This window comes from Gordonia sp. DT219 (genome assembly GCF_049847065.1).
Classification (GTDB): Bacteria; Actinomycetota; Actinomycetes; order Mycobacteriales; family Mycobacteriaceae; genus Gordonia.
On the sequence record NZ_JBNCNR010000001.1, the window covers coordinates 129,250 to 154,306 of the forward strand.

Below are 25,057 nucleotides of genomic sequence, written 5' to 3' on the forward strand. Positions count from 1 at the left end.
TCGGCGATCTCGGCACGCGGCAAGTGGTCATCACCCACACTGGAGCCATGACTGCGCAGACGAGCGATCGACATCTGGCCGGATTGGTGCTCGCGGGAGGACGATCCCGGCGAATGGGCCACAACAAGGCGGCGATGGACTGGGAAGGACAGCCGATGCTGGCGCGCATCGTCGAGACCCTCAACGGTTCCTGCGACAGCGGTGTCTTCGTCGCCGCGAGCACCGCCTCACCTGCCTATCAGGAGTTGTACGGCACAGGTGGCCCGCCGGCGCAGTGGGTAACCGGGGAACAGCAGGGCGCAGGCCCGCTCGGCGGGCTTGCCGAGGGCCTCGCGACAGCGCGCGATCACGGCGCGACGCTGGTGTTCGTCTGCGCCACCGACATGCCACTGATCGCACCCGGACTGATCGAGGAGCTCCTGGTGGGCATGACCGAGTCGGCCGACGCGGTGGTTGCCCGTGACGCCGAGCGCGATCATCCGATGGCGGGGATCTACCGCGTCGGGTCCGCAGCGAAGGTGGAAGCTCTGCTGGAGACCGGCGAGCGTCGCATGACCGCCGCTCTCGACGCGTTGATCACCCGTCGGATCACCGTGTCCGACCCGTCGTGGCTGATCAATGTCAACGCACCGGAGGACCTCCATCGGCTGCGCACCCTCGCGCGGCGCTGAACCTTCACACCCGGACGAGCCGGCCGGCTGCGGCGCGGTGACCGTCTAGCGCGCGGTGGGCGCAGGAGCGTGCGGGGCGTTCCCTAAGATTGGGGGGTGACCACACCCGATTCCTCCCGCGAGCTGCCGAAGTCCTGGGATCCCGCCGAGCATGAGGCCGCGCTGTACCGGCAATGGGTGGACGCAGGCTATTTCACCGCGGACGCGGCCAGTGACAAGCCGCCGTTCTCGATCGTGATCCCGCCGCCCAACGTCAACGGGTCCCTGCACATGGGGCACGCCTATGAGCATGTCCTGATGGACGCGTTGTCGCGTCGCCGCCGGATGCAGGGCTATGAGGTGCTGTGGTTGCCCGGGATGGACCACGCGGCGATTGCGATGCAGACGATGGTCGAGCGCAAACTCGCCGCCGAAGGGCTGACCCGCGACGACCTCGGCCGCGAGGCATTCATCGAGCGCGTCTGGGCCGAGAAGGCCGAGATCGGCGGCAACATCGGCGAACAGATGCGCCGCCTCGGCGACAGCGTGGATTGGAGCCGGGAACGCTTCACGATGGACGCAGGCCTCTCGCGTGCCGTGCAGACGATGTTCAAGAAGATGTACGACGACGGGCTGATCTATCAGGCCGAGCGTCTGGTGAACTGGTCGCCGGTCCTCAAGACGGCGGTGAGCGACATCGAGGTCAGTTACGCCGACGTCGAGGGTGAGCTGGTGAGCTTCCGCTATGGCTCGCTCGACGATTCGCAGCCGCATATCGTGGTCGCCACCACCCGGCTGGAGACGATGCTCGGCGACACCGCGATCGCTGTGCACCCTGGCGATGAGCGGTACGCACATCTGATCGGCACCGAACTGGCGCATCCGTTCGTCGAGCGGACGATACCGGTCATCGCCGATGACTACGTCGACCCCGAATTCGGCAGTGGCGCAGTCAAGATCACGCCGGCCCACGATCCCAATGACTTCGCGATCGGACAGCGGCACGATCTCGCGATGCCGACGATCCTGGACGAGGAGGCCCGGATCGTCGGCACCGGAACCCAATTCGACGGCATGGGCCGCTTCGAGGCGCGCGTCAAGGTGCGAGAGGCGCTGGCCGGTCAAGGGCGCATCGTCAAAGAGATCCGCCCATATCTGCACAGCGTCGGGCATTCCGAGCGGACCGGCGAGCCCATCGAACCGCGGTTGTCGATGCAGTGGTGGGTCGATGTCGCACCGCTGGCGAAGTCGGCCGGGGACGCGGTACGCGATGGTTCAACCGTCATCCACCCCACGTCCATGGAGCCGCGGTGGTTCGGCTGGGTCGATGACATGCACGACTGGTGTATCTCGCGCCAGTTGTGGTGGGGCCACCGGATTCCGATCTGGTACGGCCCCGAGGGCGAGGTCGTGTGCGTGGGCCCCGACGAGGAGGTGCCCGCCGGCTACCGACAGGAAACCGACGTCCTCGACACCTGGTTCTCCTCGGGTTTGTGGCCGTTCTCCACACTGGGATGGCCGGAACAGACCGATGATCTCGAGAAGTTCTATCCCACTTCGGTTCTCGTCACCGGCTACGACATCCTGTTCTTCTGGGTGGCGCGGATGATGATGTTCGGCACCTACGCAGGCACCGAGATGGGTGCGGATCGCCGTGTGCCCTTCCGGAATCTGTTCCTGCACGGTCTGGTCCGCGACGAGCACGGACGCAAGATGAGCAAGTCCAAGGGCAACGGCATCGACCCGCTCGAGTGGGTGGAGCGCTTCGGTGCCGACGCGTTACGTTTCACGCTCGCGCGTGGTGCGAATCCGGGTAGCGACATCTCGGTCGGTGAGGATCATGCGCAGTCCTCGCGGAATTTCGCGACCAAACTCTTCAACGCCACCAAGTTCGCACTGATGAACGGTGCAGCAGTCGGTGAACTGCCTGATCCGGCGGAACTCACTGCCGCCGATCGTTGGATCCTGTCGCGGCTCGAGGAGGTGCTCGCCGAGGTCGACGCCGGCTTCGAGTCCTACGAGTTCGCCAAGGCATGCGAAGCGCTCTATCACTTCGCCTGGGACGAGTTCTGCGACTGGTATCTCGAACTGGCCAAGGTTCAGTTTGCCGGTGGCGATGAACGGCGTTCGCACACAACAGGTCTGGTCCTCGGTGCGGTCCTGGATCCACTGCTGCGCGCGTTGTCGCCCGTGATGCCCTTCGTGACCGAGGTGCTGTGGAGGGCGGTGACCGGCGGTGAGTCGCTGGTGATTGCGCAGTGGCCGACGCCTGCGGGTCGCCGCGCCGACCCCGAAGCCGCGGCGACCATCGAGGACCTGCAGAAACTCATCACCGAGGTGCGGCGTTTCCGCAGTGACCAGGGCCTCAAGCCGGGCCAGAAGGTGCCCGTTCGGTTTGCGCACCTCGAGGAGTCCGGTCTGACGCCGCTGACGCCCTACATCGCGGCGCTGGCCCGGCTGGATGAGCCGGAGGCGGGATTCGCGGCGACGGCCACCGTCGAGGTCCGGTTGCGGGCCACGACGGTGGAGGTACAGATCGACACGTCCGGGACCGTGGACGTCGCGGCCGAACGCAAACGGGTGGCCAAGGATCTCGCGGCCGCCGAGAAAGAGCTGGCCCAGACCACCGCCAAGTTGGGCAATGACCAGTTCCTCTCGAAGGCCCCTGACCACGTCGTGGCCAAGATTCGTCAGCGGAGCACGATCGCAGCCGAAGAGGTCGCCCGGCTGCAGGCCAAACAGGATTCGCTGGGAGCGTCATGAGCCGCCGCGACGACGATGATCGGGTTGACGATGCCGTCGAGGGCGCCGACGACGAGCCGATCTTCACGGCAGCCGATTTCGCCGGTTGGGAGGACTCGGGTCCCATCGAGCCGGGTGATCTCGAGCCCGGTGATCTCGGGCCAGGGGACATCGAGCCCGACCGGATGGACCTCGCGTCGCTGCTGAGAGACGACGAGGAGACCGCGACCGATGCGCGGGACCGGGCTCCGCTGACCGCCGGCGACAGCGCGGCGGATCTGGCCGAACTCGCCGAGGTCGAGGCCGAACTCGACACCCGATGGCCCGAGACGAAGATCGAACCATCACTGACCCGGATCTCGGCGCTGATGGATCTGCTCGGGTCCCCGCAGCACGCCTATCCGGCGATTCATGTCGCAGGCACCAACGGCAAGACGTCGGTGACCCGGATGATCGACGCGCTGCTCATCGCCCTGCACCGGCGTACCGGGCGTATCACCAGCCCGCACCTGCAGCGCGTCACCGAGCGTATTGCGGTTGACGGACAACCGATCTCGGCTCGCACCTACATCGAGACCTACCGTGATCTGGAGCCGTACATCACGATGGTCGACGATTCGTCGACAGCCGTGGAGGGGCCACGGATGAGCAAGTTCGAGGTGCTCACCGCGATCGCGTATGCGCATTTCGCCGAGGCGCCCATCGATGTGGCCGTCGTCGAGACCGGAATGGGCGGCCGCTGGGATGCCACCAATGTCGTCGACGGCGTGGTCGCGGTGATCACGCCCATCGCCATGGATCACGCGGACTTCCTCGGTGATTCGCTGGCTGCGATCGCCGGGGAGAAGGCCGGAATCATCAAGCGTGCCGCAGAGGACCTGGTTCAGACCGACCCGGTCACCGTCATCGCCCCGCAGCAGCCCGAGGTGCTGGAGGTGCTGCTTCGCGAGACCGTCGAGAAGGGCACGATCGTGGCCCGGCAGAACTCGGAGTTCGCGGTACTCGAGGCAGCCACCGCCGTCGGGGGACAGATGCTGCGGATCCAAGGTCTCGGCGGGGTGTACGAGGAGGTGTTCCTGCCGCTCCACGGCGAACATCAGGCCGCCAACGCCGCGTTGGCGCTGGCGGCGGTCGAGGCGTTCTTCGGTGCCGGACCCGACCGGCAACTCGACATCGACGCCGTCCGTGCGGGTTTCGCGGCGGCGTCGAGCCCGGGACGGCTCGAGCGGGTGCGCAGCGCGCCGAGCGTGTTCGTCGACGCCGCGCACAATCCGCACGGTGCTCATGCTCTTGCCCATGCGCTGGCCGATCAGTTCGATTTCCGGCGTCTGGTCGGGGTGGTCGGTGTCCTCGGCGACAAGGACGCCGAGGGGGTACTCGCCGCGCTCGAGCCGATTCTCGATCAGATCGTGGTCACCAACAACGGGTCTCCGCGCGCACTCGATACCGAGGACCTCGCCGAGATCGCGCGGGAGGTGTTCGGGGAGGACCGGGTTCTGGTCGAACCGTTCTTGCCCGACGCGGTCGCCGCAGCGATCGGGCTCGCCGAGGAATCCGACGGCGAGCCGGTGTCCGGCGCGGGCGTGATCATCACCGGATCGGTGGTCACCGCCGGTGCCGGCCGAACCCTCTTCGGCAAGGAGCCCGCATGAGCGAACACCCTGGGTTCACCGCCCCGGCCACCGACCCGTGGCGCGGTCTGCGTGGAGTGATGGCCGGCACGCTGATCCTCGAGGTCATCGTCATGGTGCTGACCTTTCCGGTGGTGGCGAAGATCGGTCCGGGTCTGACCTGGGTGTCGGGCATCTATCTCGCGGTGGTGACCGTCTTGCTCATCCTGGCGAGCGGAATGCAGCGCCGGGCGCGTGCGCTCGAGCTCGACATCGGGTTGCAGGTGCTCGTGATCATCGGCGGGCTGTTCCACTGGTCGATCGCGATCGTCGGCCTGTTGTTCTTGTTCGTATGGCTCTACATCCGTTACGTCCGCAACGATGTCGCGCGCCGCATCCGCGAGGGACGCCTGGCCGGCCAGGAACCGATCGATCCGTCATAGTTCGCGCCGATTTGGCCGTAATGCCGGAATCGGTTGCTGTGCAGAGGCTTTCGCCCTTTGAATTGGGTATCGTCGGTGGCTTGTGTCAGTGATGAGAGGAAGAGTCGCCGGTGAGTGAGTTGACCTATCCGCAAGCCATCGTGATGGGTTTGCTGCAGGGCGTGACCGAATTGTTTCCGGTGTCGAGCCTGGGGCATTCGATCCTGGTTCCGGCGTGGCTTGGCGGCAGCTGGGAACAACTGGTAACCGAGTCCGACAGCGCCGGGCACACACCGTTTCTCGCCTTCGTCGTGGCGCTGCACGTGGCCACCGCTGTCGCGCTGGTCCTGTTCTACTGGCGGGACTGGGTCCACATCGTCGGCGGGTTCGTCTCGTCGGTGCGTCGACGGCGCATCGATGATGATTCCGCTCGGCTCGCATGGCTCATCATCGCGGCGACCATCCCGGTCGGGGTCGTCGGCCTCCTCGCCGAGAAACCGTTGCGTGTGGTGTTCGCCAATCCGCTCGCCGCGTCGATCTTCCTGTTCCTGAACGGGCTGGTGCTGGCCACCGCCGAGCTCTTGCGCCGCCGATCGGCCACCGGGCGGCACGCGCGGCGACGTCCCGACACAGACCGTCCGATGGCGGCGTTGGGAGTGGGGGAGGCGGTCGGCATCGGTGCGTGCCAGATCCTTGCGTTGCTGCCGGGGATCTCTCGATCGGGCGTCACGATCTCGGGTGGCCTGCTACGCCGATTGGCCCACGAGGACGCCGCGAAGTTCGCGTTCCTGCTCGCCACCCCGGTGATCCTCGCGGCCGGGTTGCTCAAGATTCCCGAGTTGTTCGGGCCGGCGGGACAGGGGATCGGTGGTCAGGTACTCGTCGGCTCGGTATGCGCTTTTGCCGCGGCATTCGCCGCCGTCGCGTTTCTGGCGCGCTGGTTTCACACCCGCACGCTGTATCCGTTCGTCGCGTACTGCGTCGTCGCCGGAGCGATCAGCATCGTCCACTTCGCCTGAACCATCGGTCTCGAGACCCACGTCGTCGTTCCCGTTCTGCCCGGGCTGTGCCGGTGTGGTCCGTTCAGCCGACGATCGGTGCGCAATCGTGACCTGAGCAGGTTGTTGTCGGCGGTGCCGGTCTTGCAGAATTACGCGAAGTCGCGCCGGGGCCGCGACGACGAATATGCCGGGGGCGAATGCGCGCTGTCGTCACACGTCGGTCGGGCCGGTGCGCTGACCGTACGGCGACCAACCGTCGCCGCTCCCACCGCACCACACCTGAAGGAGCCGCGTGATCATCGCCCGCGCCCGCGCCCGTGACCGCACCACCACCCCGACCCGGGCAGGGTTCATGGCCAGACGCGGGGCGCTTGCGCTCGTGGCGGCCGCGGCGGTCGGCACCGGCACCGTGGTGGGTGCGGCGCAATCGGCCGCGGTTGGAACGACTCCGCCGCCGCCCGACGCCCAGGCCGTCGTCGATCTGCCGGAGACCGGGTCGCCGATGCCGGTACCGACCGGTTCCTACGGCTACCTCGCCACCCACGATCTGACCAAACGCATGTCGACGATGAAGGTCGCCGACTCGATCGCGGCCTTGCCCGTGCCCGCCCAGTACCGCCCCGCCAACCTCGGACTCGCCAAGACGCTGGACCGGGCGGTGCAGGGAGCGCTCGCCGATCCGAAGGGCTGCGTGCAGATCATCGTGAACCCTCGATCGAGTTCTGGCGGACTGTTCGACTACGGGGTCTATGCGGTTTCGGGCCAGTACTGCTCATGAGTCCGGTGTCAGCGGTGGCCGCTACGCCGATAAGGTGTCCACGTGACTGAACGGACATTGGTACTGATCAAGCCCGATGGTGTCGCCCGAGCCCTGGTCGGCGACATCCTTGCCCGCATCGAACGCAAGGGTCTGACCCTGGTGGCACTGGAACTCAAGTCGGTGACCGACGAGCTGGCCCGGCTCCACTACGCCGAGCACGAGGGCAAACCCTTCTTCCCGGCATTGCTGGAATTCATCACCTCCGGCTCGCTCGTCGCGGCTGTCGTCGAGGGACCGCGCGCCGTCGCGGCGTGGCGGCAGATAGCCGGCGGCACCGACCCGGTGGAAAAGGCGGTACCCGGCACCATCCGCGGCGACTTCGCCTTGACCACGCAGAACAACCTCGTCCACGGCTCGGATTCTCCGGAATCGGCCGAACGCGAGATCGCCATCTGGTTCCCCGACATCGATTCCTGACATCCCGTCACCCGGCGGGTCGGCGCGCGTGGATGCACATGTGTGCCGGCGTCGACCCGCAGTGTGGGATACTTGGGGAGTTGTCGCGGACACACTTTGCCCGCGACGACACCGATGACGTTCGGAAATGGGTCGGACAAGCACGAAGTGCACCGGAATGCAGTACGCCCGGCATGAAGCACCTCGTGCCCGCCCGCCCAGCCGCTCTCCCCATCGCGGTGGTTCGCCGACGGTGACCCGCCGGCCACAGCCTCCGAGCCGATGGCGTGGAGGGTGGGCCGTAACCCATCACCCAGCAAGAGCGCCCTGCAGCTCCGATCGAGCCGAGGGGGCGCGCAGACCACACAACACCGGCCGAGGCCGGGACACACAGCAGAGACCCTCGCGTGGCCGCGTCGCAAGGACGCGCCCGGGGGTTCAAGGAGACACGAGTGACCGACAACGGGTCGCCGGATGACGCGAACGCAGCGTCTGATCCGGTGGAAGAATTTCCCAGCAAACTTCGTGTGCACGCACTCGCCCGAGTGCTCGGCCTGACCAGTCGTCAGGTACTCGCACACCTGGCCGAGTTGGGGTCGCACATGCGTAGCGCCCAATCGAGTGTTGAGCGCGAGTTGGCGCAGGCGGTGGCGCAGCGGGTTCGAGAGCATGGAAGCGAGTCGCTCGCTCCGCAGACGGCGAGCCCGGTAACCGATGTCCCGGTACCGGAAGCTTCCGTATCGAATAGCGCCGAGCAGCCCCGGGCCGGAGAGTCGGCACCGGTGGCCGCTGCCGCGCCCGAGGGCACGGACCGCCCGCGCGAGATCCAGGCCCCGGCCGAAGACGAGAAGGCCGGTGATCGGGGCCCCGACGAATCGGCGGCCGGAACCGCCGTGTTGTTCTCGGCGGCCGACGCCAGCAGCCATGCACCCGTTTCGGCAGTCGACGAGGTGGGGGCGGGACCGTTGTTCCTGCAGCCGAGTGCGCCGGCTTCCGCGCCGCAGCGCAGTGCGACCGGCTCCGGTGCCGCCGCGGACACCGCCGATGACGGGTCCAGCCGCGCCGCGGCAACGAGAGCCGGGTCGCATTCGAGTGCGCCCGCCGCCGGCAAGGATCGTCGGGCGGATATCGGCCGCGGTGACACCGACCCCGATGACACCGACTCCGATCACACCGACTCCGATCACACCGACTCGGATGACACCGATTTCGATGACACCGACTCCTCGGGTGAGGGTGGACGCAACCGACGCCGCCGGCGTGGACGTCGTGGACGGGGACGTGGGCGGGGCGACCGGCCCGAGTCCGACGACAACACCGACGATTCCGGGTCTGATTCATCTGGATCCAACTCTTCCGGGAACCGCACGAGCGATGTGGACTCGGACACCGGCACGACCTCCACGAGTGCGGACCCGACGGCATCGGTGCACACCGACGAAGCCGGCCCCGGCCCGAACTCCGAGAAGAAGTCGGGAAACCGGGCGGGTAAGAAGAACGCTGCCAAGAACAACGCAGGCAAAGACAACGCAGGCAAAGACAACGCAGGTAAAGACAACGCCGGTAAAGACAACGCCGGCAAGAACAAAGGAGCCGCCGACAAGGGCGGCGCGGCCAAGAGCGGCGACGACTCGGATGACGTCGCCGAGGATGCCGACCTCGAGACCACCGACGACGCCGACGACGCCGACATGCCCACGTCCAAGCGCCGCCGTCGACGTCGTCGTCGCAAGGGTGGTGGCGAGTCCGACGAGACATCGGTCGACGATCCGCCGAACACCGTCGTTCACGAACGCGAGCCCCGGAGCAAGCGGGTTCGCGACGAAGTCCAGGGGATCTCCGGATCGACCCGGCTCGAAGCCAAGCGGCAGCGCAGACGTGATGGCCGTGACGCCGGTCGTCGCCGGCCGCCGATCCTGAGCGAGTCGGAGTTCCTGGCCCGGCGCGAAGCGGTCGAGCGGGTCATGGTGGTGCGCGAGCGCAGTGCCAACAGTTCACTGCACAGCACCGACCACGCCGACGCCGCAGCGATCGAGGATTACACGCAGGTCGCGGTGCTCGAAGACGGTGTGCTCGTCGAACACTTCGTCACCACCGAGACCTCGTCGTCGATGGTGGGCAACATCTACCTCGGACGTGTGCAGAACGTGCTCCCGGGGATGGAGGCCGCCTTCGTCGACATCGGGCGTGGGCGCAATGGAGTCCTCTACGCCGGCGAGGTCAATTGGGACGCGGCAGGCCTCGACGGTGGCTCCCGCAAGATCGAGCAGGCCTTGTCGCCCGGCGACAACGTCGTCGTGCAGGTGAGCAAGGACCCGGTCGGGCACAAGGGAGCGCGCCTGACGACGCAGATCTCGCTCGCGGGCCGGTACCTGGTGTACGTACCGGGCGGGTCGTCGACGGGTATCAGCCGCAAACTGCCCGACGTGGAGCGCAAGCGACTCAAGCAGATCCTCGGCAAGCTCGTCCCCGATGACGCGGGCGTGATCATTCGGACCGCGTCGGAGGGTGTCAGCGCCGAGGAGCTGGCCGCCGACGTCGAGCGCCTCGAATCGAAATGGAAGTCGATCGAGTCGTCGGTAGCGGGCGCCCAGAAGAGCAATGGCTCACAGAAGGGTGGCGGATCGCAGAAGGGTGGCGGATCGCAGAAGGGCAGCGGATCGCAGAGCCCGCGGGCGTTGTATGAGGAGCCCGATCTGCTGGTGCGCGTGGTCCGCGACCTGTTCAACGAGGACTTCCGCAAACTCGTCATCGAGGGTGCCAAGTCGTGGAATCTGATCGAGGGATACGTCCGCTCGGTGGCCCCGGATCTGCTCGGGCGCGTGGAGAAGTTCGAGAGGGCACACGCCGATGCGCCGGATTCGTTCACGGTGTACCGGATCGACGAGCAGCTGGCCAAGGCTCTCGACCGGAAGGTGTGGTTGCCCTCGGGTGGCACCCTGATCATCGAGCACACCGAGGCGATGACGGTCGTCGACGTCAACACCGGCAAGTTCACCGGCGCCGGCGGCAATCTCGAGGAGACCGTCACCCGCAATAATCTCGAGGCGGCGGAGGAGATCGTGCGGCAGATGCGGCTGCGCGACATCGGCGGCATGATCATCGTCGACTTCATCGATATGGTTCTCGAGTCCAACCGCGACCTCGTCCTACGACGACTGACGGAGTCCCTGGCACGCGACCGCACCCGCCATCAGGTGTCCGAGGTGACGTCGCTCGGTCTGGTCCAGATGACTCGTAAGCGTTTGGGAACCGGTCTGCTGGAAGCGTTTTCGACGACGTGCACCGCCTGTGCGGGGCGCGGGGTGATCGTCCATTCGAGTCCGGTGGAAGTGCGTTCCGACGATGCCGCCCGCTCGGAGAACTCCGGCTCGAAGAAGGCGCGCCGCGGTAAGCGAAAGAACGAGCAGTCCGTCGAGCACCAGCAGGCCGCGCACAGTCCGGCCGAGCACCCGATGTTCCGGGCGATGGCTGCCCACGTCCACGAGGGCGATGAGCATCACGACCCCGCTCATCACGACCCCGCTCATCACGACGCAGCTCATCACGACGCCGCTCATCACGACGACCACGAGCGCGGCACCGCCGACCGCCCGGCCACTGATCGTGACACCACTGATCGTGACACCACTGATCGTGACACCACCGATGTGGGCACCGCCGGACCGGCGACCGGGTCCGTGGACACCGCCGCGTCCACCGGAGTCGACGGGATCCCCGAGGCGGGAGACGCCGGCGCAGCAGAGGTCGGGACCGGGCTCGCGGGCACCGGAAACGGCGGGTCGGGCCCGGCTCCGCGTCGGGCGCGGCGCCGGGTGGCACGGCCTGCGGCGGCACCGGCCACGGCGTCCGCGGCTCCTGCCGTCCATGTCGCTCCCGAGACCCCGCGCACACCGCTGACGACCTTCGGTCCGACGAGTGTCGAGTCGAGCGAGTCGGCGGTCGCGGTCCGTCGACGTCCGCGTCGGCGCGCCGCGGGCCGGCCGGCGGGACCGCCGGTAGACGAGTAGTCAGCGGCGCCATCCGGCGACCGCGACACGGCCCGGAACCGACGGTCGAGTCGAGTTTGACCTGACCGGACCGGCTCCCGTAACCTTGTTTGGTCGCCTCTGGCGGAGGGTTCGAGCTGTGCGGGGTCCCGATGGGATCCACGGCCGAGAGCTTCTCTGCGGCAGGTCTTCGGAGTGTTCCATGCAATCCCGGCGCGAGCAGGGTTTCGCACGGCCACACCGAATGCACACACCCACACACCCCGTGGACGCACATGCGTGGCACGGCCCGAGATGATGAACAAGAGGACAGCTTCGATGGCAACGTACGCGATCGTCAAGACCGGCGGTAAGCAGTACAAGGTCGCACAGGGCGACATTGTGAAGGTCGAGAAGATCGACAGCGCGCCGGGCACCACCGTGAATCTGCCGGTGGCGCTGGTCGTCGACGGTTCGAACCTCACCACCGACGCGGACAAGCTGGCGGGGATCTCGGTCACCGGCGAGGTGGTCGAGCATGTCAAGGGCCCGAAGATCCGCATCCACAAGTTCAAGAACAAGACCGGCTACCACAAGCGTCAGGGCCATCGTCAGAAGCTGACGCTCCTCAAGGTCACCGGCATCAAGTAAACGCAGTGGGGGCCGAGCCCCCATGAACCCCACACACTTTCAGGTAGCCAGGAGGACTGAGATGGCACACAAGAAGGGCGCGTCCAGCTCGCGCAACGGTCGCGATTCCAACGCCCAACGCCTCGGCGTCAAGCGTTTCGGTGGTCAGCAGGTGAGCGCCGGTGAGATCCTGATCCGCCAGCGCGGCACCAAATTCCATCCCGGCGTCAACGTCGGGCGCGGCGGCGACGACACCCTGTTCGCCCTCGCGGCGGGTGCCGTCGAGTTCGGTAGCAAGCGTGGTCGCAAGACCGTCAACATCGTTCCGGAGACCGCTCAGGCCTGACCGAGCGGTTCACGAGAACCACCAGAACACTGCGACAGGGCGGGCAGGGGCAGCAGGCACCCGGCCCGCCCTGTTGGTGTTCTACCTCCTTTCTTTCGGCGCCAGAGTCCGGCAGCGCCCGACTGGAAGGCCCTACACGAAGGACGTTGTCATGTCGCGGTTCGTCGACCGGGTGACCATTCACGTCGCCGCCGGTAACGGCGGCCACGGCTGTTCATCGGTTCACCGGGAGAAATTCAAGCCACTCGGCGGTCCCGACGGTGGCGATGGGGGCAACGGCGGTTCGGTACGTCTCGTCGTCGATCCGCAGGTGCACACCCTGCTCGACTTCCACTTCCGCCCGCACGCCAAGGCGGGCAACGGCAACCCGGGTCAGGGTGACAACCGCGACGGGGCGAATGGTCAGGATCTGGTGCTCGCCGTTCCCGATGGCACCGTGGTCCTCGACGGCGACGGCAGCATCCTCGCCGACCTCGTCGGCGAGGGCACGGCCTTCGAGGCCGCACAGGGTGGCCGCGGAGGATTGGGCAACGCCGCCCTGGCGTCACGTGCACGTAAGGCACCCGGTTTCGCGCTGCTCGGTGAAGAGGGCAGGCAGCGAGATCTGGTCCTGGAGCTGAAGTCGGTTGCCGACGTCGGCCTGGTGGGGTTCCCGTCGGCGGGCAAATCGTCGCTGGTGTCGGTGCTCTCGGCGGCCAAGCCCAAGATCGCCGACTATCCCTTCACCACGCTGCAGCCCAATCTGGGTGTGGTGCAGGCTCCCGGTGGCGTCTTCACGATTGCCGACGTACCCGGACTCATACCGGGCGCCTCGAGCGGACGTGGCCTGGGTCTGGAATTCCTGCGCCATCTCGAACGCTGCGCGGTGCTCGCGCACGTCGTCGATTGCGCCACTCTCGAACCCGGGCGTGACCCGGTGTCAGACATCGACGCGCTGGAGGCCGAACTCGCTGCCTACCGGCCCGCGCTGGCCGCCGACCACGGGCTCGGTGATCTCGCGGAGCGCCCGCGGGTGGTCATTCTCAACAAGATCGACGTCCCCGATGCAGCCGATCTCGCCGATCTCGTGGAACCTGAACTGGCGCAGCGTGGTTGGCCGGTGTTCCGGATCTCCGCCGTCACCCACGAGGGGCTGCGTGAGCTGACCAATGCGCTGCGGCGCATGGTCGACGACTATCACGAGGCTCATCCGAAGCCGAAGGCACGCCGAGCCGTCATCCGGCCCAAGGCCGTCGACGAGGCGCAGTTCGCGGTGTCACCCGATCCGGCCACGCCCGGCGGATTCATCGTCACCGGAACCCGTCCCGAGCGGTGGATCGCGCAGACCCAGTTCGACAATGATGAGGCGGTGGGCTACCTCGCCGACCGGCTCAACCGTCTCGGTGTCGAGGATGCGCTGGTGCGTCTCGGCGCCGAGCCCGGCGCCCCGGTGACCATCGGTGAGGTGAGCTTCGACTGGGAGCCGACCACGCCGATGGGTGATGACGTACCGATCACCGAGCGGGGCACCGACATCCGTCTGGAGCGGTCCGACCGGATGGGGGCTGCCGAGCGCAAGCAGGCGCGCCGGATGCGTCGTGGTCTGCCCGACGACGAGGCCGACCGGCAATGAGCGTTGTGCGCGAACGGATCGCACGTGCGCGCAGCATCGTCGTCAAGATCGGGTCGTCGGCGCTGACCGATCTCGGGACCGGCCTGGACATGGCGCGGCTCGATCGGCTCACCGATGTACTCGAAGCGCGGATGCGTGCCGGCTCCGACGTGACGGTGGTGTCCTCCGGTGCGATCGGCGCGGGTATCGCGCCGCTGGGCCTCAAGAAGCGCCCCACCGATCTGGCGACCAAGCAGGCCGCCGCCAGCGTCGGTCAATTGACGTTGGCCTACGCGTGGGGGACCAGCTTCGCCCGATACGGGCGCACCGTCGGCCAGGTGCTGCTCACCGCCGATGACATCTCCAACCGCGCCCACCACGCGAACGCGCAACGGACCCTGGATCGACTGCGATCCCTCGGCGCGGTCGGGATCGTGAACGAGAACGACACCGTCGCCACCAACGAGATCCGATTCGGCGACAACGACCGGCTCGCGGCCCTCGTCGCGCATCTCTCCGGCGCCGACGCGCTCGTGCTCCTGTCGGATGTGAACGGCCTTTACGACGGTGATCCGCGCAAGCCCGGCCCCGGCGGTCGGGTCGCGCAACTGATCTCTGAGGTCAACGGGCCCGAGGACCTCGATGGTGTGATCGCCGGTTCGGGTGGTGCGCTCGGCACCGGCGGGATGGCGTCCAAGCTGGCCGCGGCGCGGCTGGCGGCCGACGGCGGGGTTCCGGTACTGCTGGCCGCCGCCGCCGACGCCGCCCAGGCACTCGGGACCGCCTCGGTGGGAACGGTTTTCGCTCCCCGGCCCGACCGATTGTCGGCGCGGCGATTCTGGGTGCGCCATGCTGCCGACGCGCGCGGACAGATCGTCCTCGATGATGGGGCGGTGAATGCGGTCGGCGCCCGGCGGCGCTCGCTACTGGCCGCCGGAGTGATCGGGGTGCACGGCGGGTTCTCCGACGGTGACGTCGTCGAACTCGTCGATTCCACCGGCACGGTCCGCGCACGTGGCGTGTCGTCTTACGCCGCCGACGACGTGGCGCGGATGGTCGGGCGATCGACCTCGCAGCTGCCAGAACAGTTGCGGCGCCCGGTGATTCACGCCGACGATCTGGTGACCGTCTGAGCCAAGCGATCGGTGTCGCGCTCGCCGACCCCGGCCAGCGCGGGCAGTACGATGCCGCAGTAGTGATCGATCTTGAGGTCGGCAATCGCGTCGGCCCGGGTGGCGCCCCGGTTGAGCACCACCAGGGTCTTGCCGGTGCGTTGGGCGTGGCGCGCGAAGCGCAGACCGCTCATCACGGTCAGCGACGATCCCGCGACGAGTAGCGCGTCGCAGTCGTCGATGAGCGAGAATGCCTGCGCGACAAGCTCCTTGGGTGCGTTCTCGCCGAAGTACACGATGTCGGGTTTGAGGATCCCGCCGCATCGCGGGCAATCGGCGACCACGAAATCGTCGGTGTCGTCGAGCATCATGTCGGCGTCCGGGGCCACCTCGATCGCCCCGCGGCCCCGGACCCGTTGTGCGAAACCGGGGTTGAGCTCTTCCAGAGTCTCCGCGAGCCGGTGCCGCGACAGGGTGAAGCCGCACGCCACACAGCGCACCCGCCCGTAACAGCCGTGCAGTTCGATGACCCGCCGGCTACCCGCCTTGGTGTGCAGCATGTCGACGTTCTGGGTGATGATCCCCGCCAGACGTCCCTGTGCCTGCATCGTGGTGAGCGCGTGATGGGCGAGGTTGGGACGCGCGGCGTCCATGTGGCGCCAGCCGAGGTGATTTCGGGCCCAGTAGTGCCTGCGGAACTCTGGTGTGGACGCGAACATCTGGGCGGTCATCGGAGTGCGGACCGGCGCGCCGGGGCTCCGATAGTCGGGGATGCCGGAGTCGGTGGAGATGCCCGCCCCGGTGAGTGCGGTGATCCGCGCCCCGTCCAGAAGTGCCGAAAGCCGCTCGAGGAGGATGTCGAGATCCTCGTCGAGCGGCGTCGGTTCGGCCGGGACCCAGCCGATCTGTAAGCGGGTGCGCACCTGATCGAGGATATCGATTCGCGTGCGCGGGTGCGCCGCCTCAGGCGTTGGCGGTATCCGCGTGCTTGCCGCCTTGTTGCTCGGGCACGGTCACCAGTGGATACACCCCGTGCTCGTCGTGTACCTCGGTGCCCACGACCGGCGGGTTGAAGACACACAGCATCCGCATCTGCGTATCTGCGGTGACGGTGTGCCGCTCGTGACCGTTGAGCAGATACATGGTGCCGGGGGCCAAGGGATAGGTCTCGCCGGTTTCCCGGTCGAGAAGGGTGCCGGTGCCCTCCACGAGCCAGACGGCCTCGATGTGGTTGGCGTAATGGAACTCGTTGACGCTGCCGGCGTCGATCGTGGTCTCGTGGAAGGAGAACCCGACCCGGTCGCCGCCGAGCACGATTCGCTTGGACACCCAATTGCCCTTGGGGTCGGCGACGTCGCGGTCGGTTCCGGTGATCTCGTCTGTGGTGCGCACGATCATGCGAGCACCTCCTCGGTGGCGTCGGCGAGAATTCCCAGACCGCGGTCGAGATCCTCGGTGGAAATGGTCAGTGGCGGAAGCAGTTTGACGACCTCGTCGGAAGGCCCCGAGGTCTCGGCGAGCAATCCGGCGCCGAAGGCGGCGGCGCACACCTTGCCTGCGTCGGCGGCCTCGCCGAACACCAGTCCGCGGGCCATACCGCGTCCGCGGGTCGAGACACCGTCGTGCCGGGCGGCTAGCGTGCTGAGCACCTCGTCGATCTGACGGCCCTTCATGTGGACGTCGCGGGTGAGCGTGTCGTCGGACCAATAGTGCTCGATCGCCTTGGTGGCGGTCACGAAGGCGGGATTGTTGCCGCGGAAGGTGCCGTTGTGCTCGCCCGGTGACCACACGTCGAGGTCGCGACGGATGAGTACCAGGGCCAGCGGCAGTCCGTAGCCACTGATCGACTTCGAGAGGGTCACGATGTCGGGCTTGATGCCGGCTTCCTCGAAGGAGAAGAACTCGCCGGTGCGGCCGCATCCCATCTGCACGTCGTCGACGATGAGAAGGATGTCGCGGCGGCGGCACAGCTCCGATAGTGCGCGCAGCCACTCGGCCCGGGCGACATTCACCCCACCCTCGCCCTGCACGGTTTCCACGATCACCGCGGCGGGCAGATTCAGACCACTGCCGGAATCGTCGAGGACGCGCTCGAACCAGCTGAAGTCCTCGACGGAACCACCGAGGTAGTTGTCGAAGGGCATCGGCGTGGCATGCACGAGCGGGATGCCGGCACCGGCGCGCTTCATCGAGTTGCCGGTCACCGACAGCGAACCCAACGTCATGCCGTGAAAGGCGTTGGTGAAGCTCACGATCGATTCGCGACCGGTCACCTTGCGGGCCAGCTTCAGTGCCGACTCGACCGCGTTGGTGCCGGTGGGGCCGGGGAACTGGATTTTGTAGTCCAGGCCGCGCGGGGCCAGGATCTTCGAGGCGAATGCCTGGATGAATTCACCCTTGGCCACAGTGGACATGTCAAGACCATGGGTGATGCCGTCGGACTCGATGTAATCGAGCAGGGCGGACTTGAGCACCGGGTTGTTGTGCCCGTAGTTCAGGGCGCCGGCGCCGGCGAAGAAGTCGAGGTAGCGGGCACCGTCGGTGTTGGTCAGCCACGAACCGCGCGCCTGTCCGAACACCGTCGGCCACGTGCGGCAATAGCTGCGCACCTCGGACTCGTATTGCGTGAAGACCGAATCATCGATCGTGGTATCGAGCTTATTCATGGGCATTCCTCCAATATGGGAAATCGTCGGGTCGGCGATGACCGGTGCGAGTGTGTATCGCAGGTGACCGGCCGCATCATCCGACCGAGAGGGCGCCGCTGCCGGAAGACACCCCGGACAAGTCCTCCGGCGACACACGATGCGGTGCTCCGGTTGGGGCAACAATTGCACCCTGAGTGCGCCACGGCGCAGTCAGTGAACACCAAAAACGTTGCGCCCCTATGGTTCTGGAACTTCTGGCTCGAGGAGGTAGAGATCCTCGGGCTCGTGGGCGTCCGGGAAGTCGTCGGCCGCAAACAGGTCGCGGCGTTCGAACCCCAGTCCGCGCGCTGCGGCGACTGAGGCAAAAAGTCGTTGCGAGGCAACGTTGTCCGGGCTGATGGTGGTGTGCATCGCCACGGCACCGCGTCCGCTGACGCGATCGAAGAGACGATGAAGCATCGTCCCGGCGATCCGGTGGCCGCGATAGGTGTCGTCGACGGCCACCTGCCAGACCATCAGCGTCGACGGATCTGACGGGCGGCGGTAGCCCGTGACGAAGCCTACTGGCAGACCGTCGACTTCGGCGACGATCGAGGTGTCGGCGAAGTCGCGGCACCACAGCACGTACGCGTAACTCGAGTTGACGTCGAGAACTTGCGAGTCCCTGGCGATTTCCCAGAGGCGGGTACCGTCGGCGACCTTCGGCGCGCGGTAGTCGAGAACTAGTTGGGTTGATGTGGCCGAACTTGTGTGGGACGGGCTCATAACGCACTCGACGTTAACAACGTGTGTCGGCGAATTCACCCGCCTGCACAAATCGGACCTCGAATCTCCCACTTAACCCCAGTTCACCCGGCAGATGTGATGCGGGACACAAACGGTTGCGCACGGGCCTACGGCGTGCGGATCGCGGTGACGGGGAGGGCAGTATGGAGCGGTGACGCGGATCATCGCAGGTCGCTTCGGCGGTCGCAGACTCACAGTTCCCGACGAGGGCACCAGACCCACCTCCGACCGTGTGCGTGAGTCGGTCTTCAGCATGCTCGACGCGCGCATCGATCTGACGAGTACCCACGTGCTCGATCTTTATGCCGGGTCCGGCGCGCTCGGCCTCGAAGCGCTCTCGCGCGGGGCGTCGTCGGCGGTCTTCGTCGACAGCCGGGGGCGCGCGGCTCGCACGATCTCCGCGAATCTGACGGCCGTCGGGGCGGCCGCCTCGGGGCGTGTGATCACCTCGCCGGTGTCGGCATTCCTTGCCGGTGCCGCGCCCGGCCGATTCGACGTGGTGTTCTCCGACCCTCCGTATGCGCTCGCCGATGATGAGGTGGCCGCCGATCTGTCAGCGTTGGCCACCGGTGGTTGGCTCACCGACGACGGGCTGGTGGTCCTCGAGCGCGGACGCCGAGCCGTCCTCTCGTGGCCCCCGGGCTGGGAACTGGTCGTCGACAAATCCTATGGCGACACCACGGTGAAGGTCGCACGCCCCGGTGTCGCCGCGGACGAGTAGGTTCTGCAGAGCATGACCAGTGCGGTGATACCCGGTTCCTTCGATCCCTTCACACGCGGACACCGTTACGTCGTGGAGCGCGCGGCCCGGTGCTTCGACGAGTTGGTGGTCACCGTCGTGGTCAACCCCAACAAGCGTGGTCTCTTCTCCGTCGAGGAGCGACTCGAGCTCATCGCCGAGGACTGCGCCGATCTGCCCAACGTCCGCGTCGACCGGTGGCAGGGACTGCTCGTCGACTATCTGCGGAACAACTCGATCCATTCGATCGTCAAGGGGCTGCGTTCGGCGGTCGATTTCGACTACGAGTTGCCGATGGCGCAGATGAACCGGGAACTGGCCGACGTCGAGACCGTCTTCCTGTTGACCGATCCGCGATACGCGCACGTATCGAGTTCACTGGTCAAGGAGGTCGCCAAACTCGGCGGTGACGTGGCGCCGTTCCTTGCGCCCCACATCCTCCGGCGACTGGAGGCCAACCTTGCGGGCGAACGCACCATCTGAGCCGGCAGGTCACCGGCCGCGCGGTGACGCCTGCAGCGGACGAATCCGAGGCGCCTGCGCCGGGAAAAAATCTCCGAGAATGTGAACGCTGACCGGCGAGGGCCGCCTCACTATCGTGAGCTCGACGGTCATGAGCGTCAGCGACAAGCCCTGGCTTGCTGACCGGCAACCCTCGCATCGCGGTGGGGTGCCCCAGGTGACGACCGGATCGGGTTTCCCCCGATAAGCGCGATGGATTCGACGTGCCGGTTCCGCATCGAACCGCCGGTCGCCGTGGTCTCTCGACGCCTGATGCTATTGCGCGGGTGTCGGTGTGGTCTGCAGCGTCATCGTGCTGCCCCCGTTCCCGTACAGGAGAGTTCACACATGTCAGCCGCCCCATCGCCGTCGACGAAGGCCCGCGGTCATGCGCCGCCCGATCCGTCACCACCGTCGGCAGCCACCGAGGTGCCCGACGTCGCCAGGCCGGAACGTGTGGTGCCACTGTGGCATCCGGGCCGCTGGGTGCTGGCGGCGATCGTGCTTGTCGTCGTGGCACAGATCATCCATGGAGTGGCCACGAACTCCTTCTTTCAGTGGGATCGTTTCGGCTACTGGATCTTTCGTCCCGTGGTGATCGAGGGACTCGGCGTGACTCTCGAAGTCGCCGCCTACAGTGCGGTTCTGGGCCTCGGCGTCGGTATCGTGCTCGCGCTCATGCGACTGTCGAAGAACCCGGTCCTGGCGGCGGTGAGCTGGGCCTATGTCTGGTTCTTCCGATCGATTCCGCTGATCGTCCTGCTGCTCATCCTGTTCAACTTCGGGGCCCTTTATCAGAGCCTGAGTCTCGGAATCCCCTTCGGTCCAGGACTTTTCCACATATCCGAAGCCGACCTGGCCACACCTTTCATCATCGCGGTCGTCGGTATCACCGTGCACGAGGCGGCATTCGCCGCGGAGATCGTGCGGGGTGGGATCCTGTCGGTCGATCAGGGGCAACACGAGGCGGCCGCCGCGCTGGGCATCCCGCGCGGCTACCAATTCCTGCGGATCACGCTGCCCCAGGCGCTGCGCACGATCGTGCCGTCCTATGTGAATCTGCTGATCGGACTGATCAAGTCGACCTCGCTGGTCTACTACGTCTCGTTGCTCGATCTGTTCGGCGTGGTCTCGACCCAGAGCAGCACATACTCCGGTGACATCATTCCCCTGCTCATGGTGGCGACGGTCTGGTACGTCATCTTGACCAGCGTGGTATCGGTCGTCCAGTTCTACGTCGAACGCCACTTCGCGCGGGGGGCGGTGCGAACGTTGCCGCCGACTCCGCTGCAACGTGCCCGCACGGCCGTGGTGACAGTTCGCCGTGGCATCGCATTGCGGCCCTGGATGCGTGCGGTATGAGTGTGAAATCGAATACAGCTCAGGCTGTTTCCCCCTCCGACCGGGCTCGCGGCGCCGGTGTCGACATCGTCGACGCGCACCGTTGGTACGGGGACAATCACGTTCTCCAGGGCATCGACCTGAGTGTTCGTCCCGGCGAGGTGACGGTGGTCCTGGGCCCGTCGGGTTCCGGAAAGTCGACGCTGCTGCGGGCGATCAACCATCTCGACCGACTCGATGCCGGCCATGTCAGCGTCGGGGGAGAGCTGATCGGCGTGCGCCGGCTCAACGGGCACCTCAAGGAGCTGCCCGAACGGGCGATCCTGCGTCAACGGCGCAACATCGGCTACGTCTTCCAGTCGTTCAATTTGTTCTCCAATCTCACTGCCGCGGAGAACATCACCGCGGCGCTGGTGTCGACGCGCCGCGCCCGGCGTGCAGAAGCCGGCGACATCGCGCGTAAACTCCTTGAGCGAGTCGGACTTTCGGACAAGTTCGACGCATACCCGCGCCAGCTCTCCGGCGGACAACAGCAGCGAGTGGCGATTGCTCGGGCGCTCGCGCTCGATCCGCGGGTCCTGCTTTTCGACGAACCGACCTCGGCGCTCGATCCCGAACTCGTCGGTGAGGTGCTCGCGGTGATCGCCGACCTCACTGCCACCGGCACCACGATGATCATCGTCACCCACGAGATCGGATTTGCCCGTGAGGTCGCCGACACCGTCGTCTTCCTCGATGACGGCCTGATCGTCGAGCAGGGCACGCCGGAACAGGTACTCGACAGCCCATCGCACGCCCGGACAAAGGATTTCCTGACGCGGGTCCTCTGAATTCCGCGTCCGTCACACCTATGCCGACGGGTGCGGAGGACACAGTGTCCGCCCGGCCTCGTCGATCATCCCCTGCAGAAATGGAGTTACACCATGTCATCTTCTCGATCCCTCGTCGCCCGGCTCGGCGCCGTGGCCATCGGCGGAGTACTCACCGCAACACTGGTCACCGCCTGCTCGGGCGGGTCCAGTGATGCCGCCGACTCGTCGGGCACGCCGGGCAGCGTCGTCATCGGCGCTGTCTCCAACGGGGCGGCGCAGGAGACCACGCTCTCTGTGCCGCAGGTGGATTCGATTCGCAAGGCGCTGCCGGCGAAGGTGCGTGATTCCGGTCAGCTCACGATCGGCATCGGCGCCCTGCCCTCGGGGAATCCGCCGCTGGCGTTCATCGGTTCCGATCAGCACACGCTGACCGGCGTCGAACCCGATCTCGGGCGCGCCGTCGCGGCGGTACTCGGCCTCAAGCCGGTGGTCGGCAACTCCACGTGGGAAAATCTCTTCGTCGGCATCAGCAGCGGCCGCTCGGATGTGGGCTTCTCCAACATCACGGTGACCGAGGAGCGCAAGGACAAATACGACTTCGCCACGTACCGCAAGGACGAACTGGCCTTCGAGGTGCTCAAGTCGAACGCGTGGAACTTCGACGGAAACTACGAGAATCTTGCGGGTAAGACCGTGGCCGTCGGGTCGGGCACCAATCAGGAACGGATCCTGCTGAAGTGGCGCGACAAACTCGCTGCCGAGGGCAAGACGTTGAACGTGGTGTACTTCCCGGACGGCAACTCGTTCAATTTGGCGCTCGCCTCGGGCAAGATCGACGCGTATCTGGCGCCCAATCCGACCATCTCGTACCACGTCGTACAGACCGCCAACACCCCGAAGGCCACGCGGGTGGCCGGAACCTACTCGGGTGCCGGCTCCACCTTGCAGGGTCTCATCGCCGCGACGACCAAGAAGGGTAACGGACTGGTCGGGCCGCTGGCCGATGCGATCAATCACCTGATCTCCACTGGTGCCTACGCCAAATTGCTCGCGGCGTGGCATCTGTCGGCCGAGGCGTTGCCGGCCTCGCAGATCAACCCGCCCGGGCTGCCCCGCAACGACAGCTGAGGGGCTCATGTGCAGGTGGTGGCCGGCTCCGGCTCGCCAACCGGCGACCTGAGAAACAGGAGGATTCGCCGATGGGACATCATCACCTCATGGATATCGACCGGGATGGTGGGACAGGCACGGACACAAGCGTTCTCGACGACCCGATCCGATCGTCGCTGACCGGGCACCACCGGCACCTGGCGCAGCGACACGGCCGCATCCTGCGTTATCGGGACGACGTGTCGATATTCGCGGCATTCCCGCACGATCCCGGACCTGCGGACTGGGCCGACGCCGCCGAGTTCTTCGGTCCGGGTGGCACCGTGCCGATCTCGGGAGTCATGCCCACCCCGCCGCCCGGCTGGGAGATCACGATGAGTCTGCCCGGAGTGCAGATGATCGCGCGATCGGTCGCTGCAATGGCCGATCGCTCTGCGGTGGTGCTGACCGACGACGATGTCCCGGCGATGATGGATCTGGTGGCGCGCACCCGTCCCGGGCCCTTTCTCCCGCGGACCATCGAGATGGGTACCTACCGGGGGATCATCGCTGATGGCGCACTGATCGCGATGGCCGGCGAGCGTCTGCATCCCGTGGGCGCGACCGAGATCAGCGCGGTGTGCACCGATCCGCGTACCGCGGGCAAGGGCTGGCCGCGCGGCTGGTGCTCGCCGTTGCCGACGGCATCGTGCGACGCGGTGAGACCCCGTTCTTGCATGCGGCAGCCGACAACCGAGGCGCCATCCGGCTCTACGAATCGTTGGGGTTCGAGCTGCGCAAGGAGCTGACATTCGGGTCGATCCGCGTCCCTGAGTGATCCCTCGGGTATCACGTGACACGCCGACCACTCTGACCTCCATAACCACAGCGATCCCATTCGGCACAATAGTCACAGAAGTTTCACCAGATGACCAATGGCGTGAGCCGGATTGGGGTGGCTGTGTACCGCGTATTCGAAGCACTCGACGAACTCGTCGCAATCGTCGAGGAGGCACGTAGCGTTCCGATGACCGCGGGATGTGTGGTTCCACGCGGCGACGTGCTGGAACTGCTCGATGACATCAAGGACTCGATCCCGGGCGAGCTCGACGACGCGCAGGACGTACTCGACAGCCGTGACTCGATGCTCGAAGACGCCCGATCGCATGCCGACACCGTGACCGGCAACGCCGATTCGGAGTCCGAGGCGGTCCTCGCACACGCTCGTGCCGAGGCCGATCGCATCCTCGCCGACGCCAAGGCGCATGCCGACCGGATGGTCGACGAGGCGAACAACCACGGAAAGTCGCTGGTCGACGAGGCCGCCGACGAGGCTCGGCGGCTCTCGACCAGCGCGGCGCGCGAGTTCGAAGCGGTGACGGGGCGAGCCCGTGCCGAGGCGCAGCGGAGCATCGACGCCGCCAACAACACCTACGACAAGTCGGTCGCCGACGGGATCGCCGAGCAACAGCGGCTGGTGTCGGAGGCCGAGGTCGTGGCGGCGGCGAAGTCCGAGGCCGAACGCATCATCGACGCGGCGCACGCCGAGGTCGATCGTCTGCGCGGAGACTGCGATGTCTACGTCGACGAGAAGTTGGCGCAGTTCGAAGAGGTGCTCACCAACACGATGCGGTCGGTGAACCGCGGACGCCATCAGCTGCGCACCGGCGCCGGGATGCACGACTACGTCGAATACCCCCGCAGCGTCGACCACGATCACCCGCGTGGCCGGTCGCGCGATGATGCCGACGACTCGGTGTCGCCGCTGGCCGTGTAGGCCATCTACGGAGGCTCTCGCGTGCGTCGACACGGGGGTTCGCGCTCATTCGATGATTCGCTGACCTTGGCGTATG

Annotated in this window: 22 protein-coding genes, 1 pseudogene and 1 riboswitch; of the genes and pseudogenes, 19 read left to right on the top strand and 4 right to left on the bottom strand. The window is 66.6% G+C overall.

Going from position 1 to position 25,057, the window contains the following annotated elements:
* Nucleotides 1–47: 47 nt before the first annotated feature.
* The 12 genes from ACPXB3_RS00650 to proB all read left to right on the top strand — a co-directional run bounded on the left by ACPXB3_RS00650 (nt 48) and on the right by proB (nt 15,309).
* Nucleotides 48–671: a molybdenum cofactor guanylyltransferase gene (locus ACPXB3_RS00650; protein WP_425703113.1), complete on the top strand. Its 624-nt coding sequence runs from the start codon at nt 48–50 to the stop codon at nt 669–671.
* 96 nt (nt 672–767) lie between these two features.
* On the top strand, nt 768–3,413 hold the full coding sequence (locus ACPXB3_RS00655) for a valine--tRNA ligase (RefSeq protein ID WP_425703115.1): 2,646 nt from the start codon (nt 768–770) through the stop codon (nt 3,411–3,413).
* A gap of 164 nt (nt 3,414–3,577) precedes the next feature.
* Nucleotides 3,578–5,044, top strand: coding sequence for a bifunctional tetrahydrofolate synthase/dihydrofolate synthase (gene folC, locus ACPXB3_RS00660; RefSeq protein WP_425703523.1), 1,467 nt, complete (start codon nt 3,578–3,580; stop codon nt 5,042–5,044).
* Nucleotides 5,041–5,445, top strand: coding sequence for a DUF4233 domain-containing protein (locus ACPXB3_RS00665; RefSeq protein ID WP_425703117.1), 405 nt, complete (start codon nt 5,041–5,043; stop codon nt 5,443–5,445). The genes folC and ACPXB3_RS00665 overlap by 4 nt, the downstream gene beginning before the upstream one ends.
* Nucleotides 5,446–5,555: 110 nt before the next feature.
* Nucleotides 5,556–6,443, top strand: a complete 888-nt coding sequence (locus tag ACPXB3_RS00670) for an undecaprenyl-diphosphate phosphatase (RefSeq protein WP_425703119.1) — start codon at nt 5,556–5,558, stop codon at nt 6,441–6,443.
* Between the two features lie 274 nt (nt 6,444–6,717).
* Complete coding sequence (locus tag ACPXB3_RS00675; protein WP_425703121.1) at nt 6,718–7,203, top strand: hypothetical protein; 486 nt, start codon at nt 6,718–6,720, stop codon at nt 7,201–7,203.
* 42 nt (nt 7,204–7,245) lie between these two features.
* Nucleotides 7,246–7,662 (top strand): nucleoside-diphosphate kinase, encoded by a 417-nt coding sequence (gene ndk, locus ACPXB3_RS00680; protein ID WP_425703123.1) that lies wholly within the window; start codon nt 7,246–7,248, stop codon nt 7,660–7,662.
* A gap of 431 nt (nt 7,663–8,093) precedes the next feature.
* Complete coding sequence (locus ACPXB3_RS00685) at nt 8,094–11,651, top strand: translation initiation factor IF-2 N-terminal domain-containing protein (RefSeq protein ID WP_425725959.1); 3,558 nt, start codon at nt 8,094–8,096, stop codon at nt 11,649–11,651.
* 297 nt (nt 11,652–11,948) lie between these two features.
* Complete coding sequence (rplU, locus tag ACPXB3_RS00690; protein WP_425703127.1) at nt 11,949–12,260, top strand: 50S ribosomal protein L21; 312 nt, start codon at nt 11,949–11,951, stop codon at nt 12,258–12,260.
* Between the two features lie 61 nt (nt 12,261–12,321).
* Nucleotides 12,322–12,585, top strand: coding sequence for a 50S ribosomal protein L27 (rpmA, locus tag ACPXB3_RS00695; RefSeq protein WP_425703129.1), 264 nt, complete (start codon nt 12,322–12,324; stop codon nt 12,583–12,585).
* Nucleotides 12,586–12,736: 151 nt separating this feature from the next.
* Nucleotides 12,737–14,197: a GTPase ObgE gene (gene obgE, locus ACPXB3_RS00700; RefSeq protein WP_425703131.1), complete on the top strand. Its 1,461-nt coding sequence runs from the start codon at nt 12,737–12,739 to the stop codon at nt 14,195–14,197.
* A complete protein-coding gene (gene proB, locus ACPXB3_RS00705) occupies nt 14,194–15,309 on the top strand; it encodes a glutamate 5-kinase (protein WP_425703133.1) in 1,116 nt (371 codons plus the stop codon). Before obgE ends, proB begins: the two co-directional genes overlap by 4 nt.
* On the opposite strand, the gene ACPXB3_RS00710 is transcribed toward proB, so the two are convergent.
* The 4 genes from ACPXB3_RS00710 to ectA form a co-directional block, all read right to left on the bottom strand.
* Nucleotides 15,282–16,211: a Sir2 family NAD-dependent protein deacetylase gene (locus tag ACPXB3_RS00710; protein WP_425703135.1), complete on the bottom strand. Its 930-nt coding sequence runs from the start codon at nt 16,209–16,211 to the stop codon at nt 15,282–15,284. The two genes, proB and ACPXB3_RS00710, sit on opposite strands and share 28 nt — an antisense overlap.
* A gap of 40 nt (nt 16,212–16,251) precedes the next feature.
* Nucleotides 16,252–16,686 (bottom strand): ectoine synthase, encoded by a 435-nt coding sequence (locus ACPXB3_RS00715; RefSeq protein WP_425703137.1) that lies wholly within the window; start codon nt 16,684–16,686, stop codon nt 16,252–16,254.
* Entirely contained in the window at nt 16,683–17,954 is a 1,272-nt protein-coding gene (gene ectB / locus ACPXB3_RS00720; RefSeq protein ID WP_425703139.1) for a diaminobutyrate--2-oxoglutarate transaminase, read from the bottom strand. The genes ACPXB3_RS00715 and ectB overlap by 4 nt, the downstream gene beginning before the upstream one ends.
* A 219-nt stretch (nt 17,955–18,173) precedes the next feature.
* Entirely contained in the window at nt 18,174–18,701 is a 528-nt protein-coding gene (ectA, locus tag ACPXB3_RS00725; RefSeq protein ID WP_425703141.1) for a diaminobutyrate acetyltransferase, read from the bottom strand.
* A 172-nt stretch (nt 18,702–18,873) separates the two neighbouring features.
* On the opposite strand from ectA, the gene rsmD reads away from it, so the two are divergent.
* The 7 genes and pseudogenes from rsmD to ACPXB3_RS00760 all read left to right on the top strand — a co-directional run bounded on the left by rsmD (nt 18,874) and on the right by ACPXB3_RS00760 (nt 24,981).
* Nucleotides 18,874–19,443 (top strand): 16S rRNA (guanine(966)-N(2))-methyltransferase RsmD, encoded by a 570-nt coding sequence (rsmD, locus tag ACPXB3_RS00730; protein ID WP_425703143.1) that lies wholly within the window; start codon nt 18,874–18,876, stop codon nt 19,441–19,443.
* Between the two features lie 12 nt (nt 19,444–19,455).
* Nucleotides 19,456–19,944: a pantetheine-phosphate adenylyltransferase gene (gene coaD / locus ACPXB3_RS00735; protein WP_425703145.1), complete on the top strand. Its 489-nt coding sequence runs from the start codon at nt 19,456–19,458 to the stop codon at nt 19,942–19,944.
* Nucleotides 19,945–20,070: 126 nt separating this feature from the next.
* Nucleotides 20,071–20,179, top strand: a riboswitch (SAM riboswitch).
* A 131-nt stretch (nt 20,180–20,310) separates the two neighbouring features.
* On the top strand, nt 20,311–21,324 hold the full coding sequence (locus ACPXB3_RS00740; protein ID WP_425703147.1) for an amino acid ABC transporter permease: 1,014 nt from the start codon (nt 20,311–20,313) through the stop codon (nt 21,322–21,324).
* A complete protein-coding gene (locus tag ACPXB3_RS00745) occupies nt 21,321–22,133 on the top strand; it encodes an amino acid ABC transporter ATP-binding protein (protein ID WP_425703149.1) in 813 nt (270 codons plus the stop codon). Before ACPXB3_RS00740 ends, ACPXB3_RS00745 begins: the two co-directional genes overlap by 4 nt.
* 93 nt (nt 22,134–22,226) lie before the next feature.
* Nucleotides 22,227–23,243 (top strand): ABC transporter substrate-binding protein, encoded by a 1,017-nt coding sequence (locus ACPXB3_RS00750; protein WP_425703151.1) that lies wholly within the window; start codon nt 22,227–22,229, stop codon nt 23,241–23,243.
* A 71-nt stretch (nt 23,244–23,314) separates the two neighbouring features.
* Nucleotides 23,315–24,042: pseudogene (locus tag ACPXB3_RS00755) on the top strand (GNAT family N-acetyltransferase).
* 123 nt (nt 24,043–24,165) lie between these two features.
* Nucleotides 24,166–24,981: a DivIVA domain-containing protein gene (locus ACPXB3_RS00760; protein ID WP_425703525.1), complete on the top strand. Its 816-nt coding sequence runs from the start codon at nt 24,166–24,168 to the stop codon at nt 24,979–24,981.
* Nucleotides 24,982–25,057: the final 76 nt, after the last annotated feature.